This window comes from Bacteroides caecigallinarum (assembly GCF_021530995.1).
GTDB lineage: Bacteria > Bacteroidota > Bacteroidia > Bacteroidales > Bacteroidaceae > Phocaeicola > Phocaeicola faecigallinarum.
Map to the genome: position 1 here is coordinate 1 of NZ_JADYTF010000131.1, position 8,977 is coordinate 8,977.

Below are 8,977 nucleotides of genomic sequence, written 5' to 3' on the forward strand. Positions count from 1 at the left end.
AAGACCTGCTGATTACAATACTAAGGACTCGCTTTTCTATTGTACAAACAGGGCACTGGCATCTGTAGGTACGAACTTATTTGTGAATTACTCATATGTATAAAATTAATTTTGAATAGTTACTTATAAAGTTAAATGTAGGCTATGAGAAAGAATTTATTTTTCACATTGGTAATATTATTTATGAATATATTCCTGGGGCAAGGAGTATTAGCACAAGATAAAGAATCTCCCGTGAGACACCTTACAAAAAAGGAATTCATGGAAAAAGTATATAATTACGAAAAGAATCCAGACAAATGGGTCTACGAAGGTGAAAAACCTGCAATTGTAGACTTTTATGCAACATGGTGCGGCCCATGTAAGGCAATAGCACCTATATTAGAAGAATTGGCAAAAGAATATGCTGGTAAAATAGTTATTTACAAAATAGATACAGATAAAGAAAGAGAGTTATCGGCAGCTTTTGGTATCAGCAGCATTCCCACTTTACTTTTTATTCCAACAAACGGGGATCCTCAAATAGCCCAAGGAGCATTGCCGAAAGAAAGTTTAAAGCGTGCCATTGACGATTTCTTATTAGGGAAAAAGTAATTTAAGACTTCTGACATTGCAATTAGAACCCCATCATTTAGTTTGTAATAAATACATATAGTCTAGACTTTCATTAATGGCAATCTTATTTTTTTTGACAAAATAAAGAACGCAAATATTAGAATTAATGAATTATTTTTTGTAACTTTGTCGCCCGATTTATATAGTATTCAGATTTGGAAAGGATAGAGTTATATAATATAGACTTGAAGAATTTAAGAGAAACGTCGACAACTTACACTTATAAGATTGACGATGAATTCTTTAAGTTAATTGATGCTACAGATATTCAGAAAGGCGAATTGGATGTCACCATAACCGTAAAAAAGGAAATAGGAGCATTCAATTTAAGCTTTCATATTGAAGGATATGTAGTTGGAATATGTGATAGATGTCTTGACGAGGTTGAAATCGATGTTGATACAGATAACACATTGAAAGTAAAGCTGGGAAATGAATTTTCCGATGATGATGAAATCATAACAATACCTGAATCAGAAGGTTATATTAATGTAGCCTGGAACATATATGAATTTGCATATCTTAGTCTACCTTGCAGAATAGTGCATGAAGAAGGAAAATGTAATGAAGAAATGCAAGAAGCATTGAGCAACTTCATAAGATATGACAAAGAAGACGCAGACTATCCTGAGGATGATGAATCTGAAAGTAATGATGACAAATTACAGGAAACAGATCCTCGATGGAATGCATTAAAGAAAATATTAAATAATAATTAAATAAAGTTTTAGTAAAATGGCACATCCTAAAAGAAGACAATCAAAAACGAGAACTGCTAAGAGAAGAACTCATGATAAAGCAGTTGCTCCTACTTTAGCTATTTGCCCAAATTGCGGTGAGTGGCATGTGTATCACACAGTTTGTGGAGCTTGTGGCTACTACAGAGGTAAATTAGCTATTGAAAAAGAAGCTGCTCTATAATCTAGAGTAGAACTTTTTCATGAACAGTTTATGTTCTTGAAAAATAAAGCCGGAGGGCTTCGGCTCTTCGGCTTTATTTTTAGGATTCAAACTAAAATTTGAAAAGATGGAAAAAATTAATGCGGTAATAACAGGTGTTGGTGGATACGTTCCTGATTATGTTCTTACTAACGAAGAATTATCAAGAATGGTCGACACTAATGACGAGTGGATAATGACTCGTATCGGTGTGAAAGAAAGACGCATTCTTAATGAAGAAGGTTTGGGAACATCATATATGGCACGTAAGGCTGCCAAACAGCTGATGCAGAAGACAAATTCTGACCCAGATTCTATAGATTGCGTTATAGTAGCAACAACAACTCCTGACTATCACTTCCCTTCTACAGCGTCTATTTTATGTGATAAATTAGGACTAAAGAATGCATATGCTTTTGATATGCAGGCTGCTTGTAGTGGTTTTTTGTATGCAATGGAAACTGCAGCAAGCATGATTCAATCGGGAAGACATAAGAAGATTATAATAGTTGGAGCCGATAAAATGTCTTCAATGGTTAATTACTCCGACCGTGCCACATGCCCTATCTTTGGAGATGGTGCTGCAGCCTGCATGGTAGAAGCAACAACCGAAGACTATGGTATCATGGATTCAATATTGAGAACCGACGGCAAAGGACTTCCTTTCCTTCACATGAAAGCCGGTGGCTCTGTATGCCCACCTTCATATTTTACCATAGACAACAAGATGCATTATTTGTATCAGGAAGGAAGAACTGTATTTAAATATGCTGTATCTAACATGTCTGACGTAACAGAACAAATAGCAATAAGAAATGGTCTTGATAAAGACAATATTGACTGGATTGTTCCTCATCAGGCTAATTTGAGAATAATTGATGCAGTAGCATCAAGACTGAGTGTTCCTATGGAGAAGGTTATGGTAAATATTCAGCATTTTGGTAATACAAGTGCAGGTACATTGCCTTTGTGTTTATGGGATTACGAGAAACAGCTTAAAAAAGGAGATAACATAATCTTCACTGCATTCGGTGCCGGATTTACATGGGGAGCAGCTTATGTTAAGTGGGGTTATGACGGAAATAAGTAATATTTGATAGTACAGAAACAAATATACAAAAAACGCATCCCGAACAGATGCGTTTTTTTGTCTTTTGATATAAATTAATTATGCACAAAGCTGGTTTTGTTAATATTGTCGGAAATCCCAATGTAGGTAAATCTACATTGATGAACTTGCTGGTAGGCGAAAGGATATCTATAGCAACGTTCAAGGCCCAAACAACACGCCATCGTATAATGGGAATATTAAATACAGATGACATGCAGATTGTGTTTTCTGATACCCCTGGTGTGTTGAAACCTAATTATAAGTTACAGGAGTCAATGCTTAATTTCTCTCAATCAGCATTGGTAGATGCAGATGTCTTGCTATATGTAACGGATACAGTAGAGAAACCGGATAAGAATACCGACTTTATGGAAAAAGTGCGTAATTTAAATGTTCCGGTCATACTATTAATAAACAAAATCGATCTGATAAATCAGGATTTGTTGGTTAAACTGGTTGAAGATTGGCATGAGATGTTACCTAACGCAGAAATTATACCTATTTCTGCCATTGCAAAATTCAATGTTGATGTGGTAATGAAAAGAATAAAGGAATTACTTCCGGATTCACCGCCATACTTTGGAAAAGACCAGTGGACTGATAAACCTGCCCGTTTTTTCGTAACCGAGATAATAAGAGAAAAAATTCTTTTGTATTATGATAAAGAAATTCCTTATTCTGTCGAGGTTGTAGTTGAAAAATTCAAAGAAGAGGATAATTGTATTCATATTAATGCAGTTATTTTTGTTGAGCGTGAGTCACAGAAAGGCATAATAATAGGAAAGCAAGGTAAAGCTCTTAAAAAAGTAGCCACTGAGGCACGAAAGACACTGGAACACTTCTTTGGAAAATCAATCTATCTTGAAACATTTGTCAAAGTAGATAAAGACTGGAGAAGTTCGGACAAGGAGTTAAGGAATTTTGGTTATCAATTAGATTAATCACCGGCTGGGATAGCCGTAAACAAATAAAATTATGGGAAATTTAGTTGCTATCGTAGGACGTCCTAATGTAGGAAAGTCAACGCTGTTTAATCGTCTGACAAAGACCCGTCAGGCAATAGTTAATGAACAGGCTGGAACAACCCGCGACCGTCAGTATGGTAAATCAGAGTGGTTGGGAAAAGAATTCTCTGTTGTAGACACTGGAGGATGGGTTGTTAATTCAGACGATATTTTTGAAGAGGAAATCCGCAAACAGGTACTGTTGGCAATGGATGAAGCCGACGTTATATTGTTTGTGGTGGATGTTATGAATGGAGTTACAGACTTGGATATGGAAGTATCAAATATTTTGAGACGTTCCAAGAAGCCTGTGATAATGGTTGCAAACAAAACAGACAATAATGATTTACAATATAATGCAGCAGAGTTCTATTCATTAGGACTTGGCGATCCTTATTGTATCTCAGCTCTTAGTGGAAGTGGAACAGGAGATCTTCTGGATCTGATAGTATCAAAGTTCCAAAAAGAAGCAGATGAAATTTTCGAAGAAGATATACCTAGATTTGCTGTTGTCGGTAGACCTAATGCCGGTAAATCTTCTATTGTAAATGCTTTCATAGGAGAAGAAAGAAACATTGTAACAGAAATAGCCGGCACTACCCGTGATTCCATTTATACCAGATATAACAAGTTCGGTTATGACTTTTATTTGGTTGACACCGCAGGTATAAGAAAAAAGAATAAAATCAACGAAGATTTGGAATATTATTCTGTTGTACGCTCTATTCGTGCAATAGAGAATTCTGATGTATGTATACTTATGCTTGATGCAACCAGAGGTATAGAAGGACAGGACTTAAATATTTTCAGTCTGATTCAGAGAAACCAAAAGGGTCTGGTGGTAGTAGTTAATAAATGGGATTTGGTTGAAGACAAAACAGTAAAAGTAATGAAAAATTATGAGGATGCTATCCGCAACAGATTTGCTCCTTTTACTGATTTCCCTATAATATTTGCTTCTGCATTAACCAAGCAGCGAATCCTTAAAGTTCTTGAAGCTGCCAAAGAAGTATATTCAGCTAAAACAACCAGGATACCTACTGCACGTCTTAATGAAGAGCTGTTGCCTCTTATAGAAGCATATCCACCACCATCAAATAAAGGGAAATATATTAAGATAAAATATATTACGCAGTTACCTAATACACAGATTCCTTCGTTTGTGTTCTTTGCAAATCTGCCTCAGTATGTAAAAGAACCATACAAACGTTTTCTGGAAAACAAGATGAGAGAGAGATGGAAATTGTGCGGTACTCCAATAAACATTTTTGTACGACAGAAATAATATTGAACGACAAATATCACAATTGGAAATTACAGAACCCATAGTATGTAACATGTGAATATTCATTGCTGTCCGATAAAAATTTTGCAAAATCATAAAGATTGGGCTGACTTCATTTGCGAGGTCAGCCCATTTTTGTCAGATTTTGTCGCCAAGCCATAAACATGGTGGTGAAGACTATATGAAGTATTCAATAGCTGGATATGTCCCATTGTTATACTCTATTGGTTGTTATCATGCGTTTTGTTTTCTCACATAAGATATGGCATTCATACAAGCGTAAAAATAGAGATACTGTCTGGACCAATGGTAATAAAAAAGAAACTGACAGGTTTCTGAAGTTTCTCTAGCCTTGTATCCATAATGAAAATTACACTTATCATTATGCGGATTTCTACAGTCTTTTCAATCATCCGAAAAAGAATTATGAAACTATTTTAGACTTGAATCAGAAAGAAGATTATCAACTGTCTATTGTTTGGTAGGGCTTAGAATAACAAAATAAAACTCAACCTTTAAATATACAATGGCCTAGAGGTATTATTTTATCAATTTTATCGGACAGGAATATATTTTATCAATTTTAATTATGGGTAGCATGTTATCTAATCCATGAAAGGAAGAAACAAACATAGAGGTAGTCCAACAATAAAATTCCAACGCGACAAACAAATCATCTTTGTTTATCGCGTTGATATTAAATTATTTAACCTATCTGTAGGGTATTAATATTCTTCTTCGTTGAAGAAGAAATCTTCCTTACTAGGATAATCTGGCCAAATATCTTCGATACTTTCATATATCTCACCTTCATCTTCCATTTCCTGAAGATTTTCAATCACCTCAAGAGGTGCACCTGAGCGCATTGCATAGTCAATAAGCTCATCTTTTGTTGCTGGCCATGGAGCATCTTCCAATTTTGAGGCCAATTCTAATGTCCAATACATAGTATATCTATTATTTAAAAGTTTTACTTATTATTTGAGGCACAAATGTATAACAAAAAAATTCATTTGCAACTCTTATCCCAATAAATTTCTTCTTTTTCTGACAAAAGATTTAACTTTCTTGACAAAACAAAGAAATAATCTGACAATCTATTTACAAAAGATTTACATCTGACATCTATTTCACATACGCCATTCTCCTCCAATTCAAGAATTCTCCTTTCACATCGGCGGCAAACAGTTCTGCATATATGAGCAACCGAAGCTTGCATGCATCCCCCCGGCAATATAAAACCCTTTAACGACGGTAATTCCGAATCCATAATATCAATCTCATTTTCAATCCTTGATATATCCTCTTCAGTAATGCATGAAGCCATATTCAGGTCAGTCTTACTTACATCAGTAGCCAGATATGACCCAACAGCAAAAAGCTTATGCTGTATGTATAGCAAAAAATCTCTTATCCCAGACTTTTCCATAGAAGAAACAAGCATACCTATAAACGAGTTAAGTTCATCTACACTCCCGTATGCTTCAAGTCGGGCATGTGTTTTTGAAACTCGTATTCCTCCCACCAGAGAAGTTGTTCCGGCATCTCCGGTCTTCGTATAAATCAAACTTTTTTTCATGGTATCTAAAACCTTTTATTTCTAAATTAAACCAATCATAAAAAACAAATGTTTTGCATACATATAACATTTATAGAAAATTGACAATGCGGTTTTCCTTAACTCGCTTTTCGTCAAAGAAGATGATACCTAAATCATATAAATCAAAAGTTACACCTGTCCTATCATCATTTATTATATTCTTCCACCAATCCTCTTTACACTTATCGGCATAAGGGTATGAAACAATCATACAGTCAGCTCCAGAAACATATTGTATTATTTCCTCAAACAATTCTCTATAATTATCGGTATGCGCTATATGAAAAAGTTTAGGACTGATATCTTTTGACTCTTTAATTAAATCTATGTATTCATCACGATTACAGCAACTATAATGCAGATGTTGTTTTGAAGAAAAAAGTCTCTCAACCTGTGAGTTAATAGCGTCAGTAAAAGTATATACTTTCATTTCTGAGTTTGCCTCCTGCATATACCGAGTTGTCATACCGGAACCGGTTCCAAACTCAAAAACTTTTAATGGTCGGATATAGTTAATCAATCTGAAAAAAAGCTTGTCCACTTTTTCACGATGACCAGGCAAATGAGCAACTAATCTTCGCTGATGATGCAACGAAGAATATGCATAAAACGGAAGTTTCTCATATATTACAAAAGTTATAAAGAAAAAATCGGATGGAGAATGTACTCCATAGCCACAACGTTTACGAAATCTTCTACACCAATTCCATCCTCTTAATATAGTCTTATTCATCAGGATTAATATTACAAATAATTTGTATCCGATATGTATTTTCAACAATACAAAAATATGAATACGTATTATAAATAACAAGTAAAATACATATTAATAGTCAATCATAATCATTTTACTGACTGCATAATCTTCTTCTTTCCGAAAACAAAGCTTGATATTCCCAAATAATCCATCAGCAATCCTATCCCGAAACAGCCCGCAACATTAATTATCAAAGCCACTAGAATAAACAACATTCCTGTTTGTTCAAAAGACAAAAAACCTACTAATGGTTTTACCAAAGCTGTAAATATCGGTGAGAACAATAATAATACCAATGTATGTCTTCCTATATAATTAAAGAATACAGCCAAAAAACGTGGTAAAATACTGTATAATGCCAGCAACGACGATACAGCAAGATATGTTATCAATAATCCACCTAAAGTAAACCGGTCAAGATTCTCAGGAAACATTATCATAACTGCAAAGCCAGCTATTGCCAACCACGATGATTTGAAAAAGGACAAAAATTCAGTAGACGACTGTCGAATACAAACTCCCAGTAAAAAATATAATATGCTGGAAAGAGAAATGATACCCCAATATAAAGAAATGAAACCTAGAGTAACAGAAGCTATCACAAGCCTTGAAACTAAAGTACCACTGTCTTTATATCTTATGAAAGACATAAAATATACAATGGAGCATATTATCAATGAATGAAGATACCAGTAAGGACCGATAGGTTTAAACAATAATTTTTCCAGAAACACTTCAAAAGAAAGATTAGGTATATGCTCTCTGATGGGTAAAAAGGAAGCCATTAATATATATGAGCTTTCCATAATCAGATATGGAACCAACAGCCATAATACGTTTTTCATGAATCCTATCACCGGTTTGTCTACTTTCATTACATACCCTGAAATCATAAAAAAAGCCGGAATATGGAATGTATAAACCACTTGTTTTGCATAAGGATAAGTATCACCTATATAAACAAGGTGAAAGCTTATCATTAATAAGATAAATATACATTTCAAGAAATCTATCTCGTCTACCCGTTTTACCATAATGAGAAGTTATATACTATTTAAAATCCATCCTATATACATTTGTATTTCTAGGCTTAAATCCCAATGACTTATAAAGGTTATTTGCAACAAGGCGTTCAGGACGGGATGTCAACATTAATTTTGATTTACCTTTAAGTGCCACTTGTCCAATAGCAGCCTTCACAAGTTCCTTACCAAACGACTGTCCTCTATATTTTTCATCTATTACAACATCTTCAAGCCAATACTTAAGTCCGGTAGGAGACAAACAAGCACACAAAGTAAACATACCTATTATTACATCCTTCAGATACATTAAATATAATGAACTTGAATCACTGCTGATAATATTCAAGAGTTCCTGATCATTAAAATATATTTTTTCGGAAGAGAGCTGATTAAGGAGTAAATTGATAGCATCAATATACTCTTTCTTCGATTCTTCAACCTTTATTACTGTAATCATATTTTCAATATTATATTTTTCAAAGTATAAATATAGTAATATATTTGTATAAACGCAAAAATCCCCGAAGTATCTCTACCTCGGGGATCTTTCTCTCTAAAACGGCGACTACCTACTCTCCCACAATTAGCAGTACCATCGGCGTGACGAAGCTTAACTTCTCTGTTCGGAATGGGAAGAGGTG

Annotated in this window: 11 protein-coding genes and 1 rRNA gene; 6 read left to right on the plus strand and 6 right to left on the minus strand. The window is 34.5% G+C overall.

Annotated elements, in window-relative coordinates:
* Positions 1–183: 183 nt before the first annotated feature.
* The 6 genes from trxA to der all read left to right on the plus strand — a co-directional run bounded on the left by trxA (position 184) and on the right by der (position 4,954).
* Positions 184–594: a thioredoxin gene (trxA, locus tag I6E24_RS14160; RefSeq protein WP_394800410.1), complete on the plus strand. Its 411-nt coding sequence runs from the start codon at positions 184–186 to the stop codon at positions 592–594.
* Between the two features lie 176 nt (positions 595–770).
* The gene (locus I6E24_RS14165; RefSeq protein WP_235329192.1) at positions 771–1,334 is read left to right on the plus strand and encodes a YceD family protein; all 564 of its coding nucleotides are present in this window, start codon (positions 771–773) and stop codon (positions 1,332–1,334) included.
* Positions 1,335–1,350: 16 nt separating this feature from the next.
* Positions 1,351–1,536, plus strand: a complete 186-nt coding sequence (gene rpmF, locus I6E24_RS14170) for a 50S ribosomal protein L32 (RefSeq protein ID WP_007559879.1) — start codon at positions 1,351–1,353, stop codon at positions 1,534–1,536.
* A gap of 106 nt (positions 1,537–1,642) precedes the next feature.
* On the plus strand, positions 1,643–2,644 hold the full coding sequence (locus I6E24_RS14175; RefSeq protein WP_235329193.1) for a beta-ketoacyl-ACP synthase III: 1,002 nt from the start codon (positions 1,643–1,645) through the stop codon (positions 2,642–2,644).
* Between the two features lie 80 nt (positions 2,645–2,724).
* On the plus strand, positions 2,725–3,606 hold the full coding sequence (gene era / locus I6E24_RS14180) for a GTPase Era (RefSeq protein WP_235329194.1): 882 nt from the start codon (positions 2,725–2,727) through the stop codon (positions 3,604–3,606).
* A gap of 34 nt (positions 3,607–3,640) precedes the next feature.
* The gene (gene der / locus I6E24_RS14185) at positions 3,641–4,954 is read left to right on the plus strand and encodes a ribosome biogenesis GTPase Der (RefSeq protein WP_235329195.1); all 1,314 of its coding nucleotides are present in this window, start codon (positions 3,641–3,643) and stop codon (positions 4,952–4,954) included.
* Positions 4,955–5,679: 725 nt separating this feature from the next.
* On the opposite strand, the gene I6E24_RS14190 is transcribed toward der, so the two are convergent.
* The 6 genes from I6E24_RS14190 to rrf form a co-directional block, all read right to left on the minus strand.
* The gene (locus tag I6E24_RS14190) at positions 5,680–5,901 is read right to left on the minus strand and encodes a DUF2795 domain-containing protein (RefSeq protein ID WP_002558131.1); all 222 of its coding nucleotides are present in this window, start codon (positions 5,899–5,901) and stop codon (positions 5,680–5,682) included.
* A gap of 62 nt (positions 5,902–5,963) precedes the next feature.
* On the minus strand, positions 5,964–6,533 hold the full coding sequence (locus tag I6E24_RS14195; RefSeq protein ID WP_235329196.1) for a cob(I)yrinic acid a,c-diamide adenosyltransferase: 570 nt from the start codon (positions 6,531–6,533) through the stop codon (positions 5,964–5,966).
* A 70-nt stretch (positions 6,534–6,603) separates the two neighbouring features.
* Complete coding sequence (locus tag I6E24_RS14200) at positions 6,604–7,287, minus strand: hypothetical protein (protein WP_235329197.1); 684 nt, start codon at positions 7,285–7,287, stop codon at positions 6,604–6,606.
* A 110-nt stretch (positions 7,288–7,397) separates the two neighbouring features.
* On the minus strand, positions 7,398–8,345 hold the full coding sequence (locus I6E24_RS14205) for an acyltransferase family protein (RefSeq protein WP_235329198.1): 948 nt from the start codon (positions 8,343–8,345) through the stop codon (positions 7,398–7,400).
* A gap of 16 nt (positions 8,346–8,361) precedes the next feature.
* The gene (locus I6E24_RS14210; RefSeq protein ID WP_235329199.1) at positions 8,362–8,793 is read right to left on the minus strand and encodes a GNAT family N-acetyltransferase; all 432 of its coding nucleotides are present in this window, start codon (positions 8,791–8,793) and stop codon (positions 8,362–8,364) included.
* 99 nt (positions 8,794–8,892) lie between these two features.
* Positions 8,893–8,977, minus strand: a 5S ribosomal RNA gene (gene rrf, locus I6E24_RS14215); the annotation flags it as partial.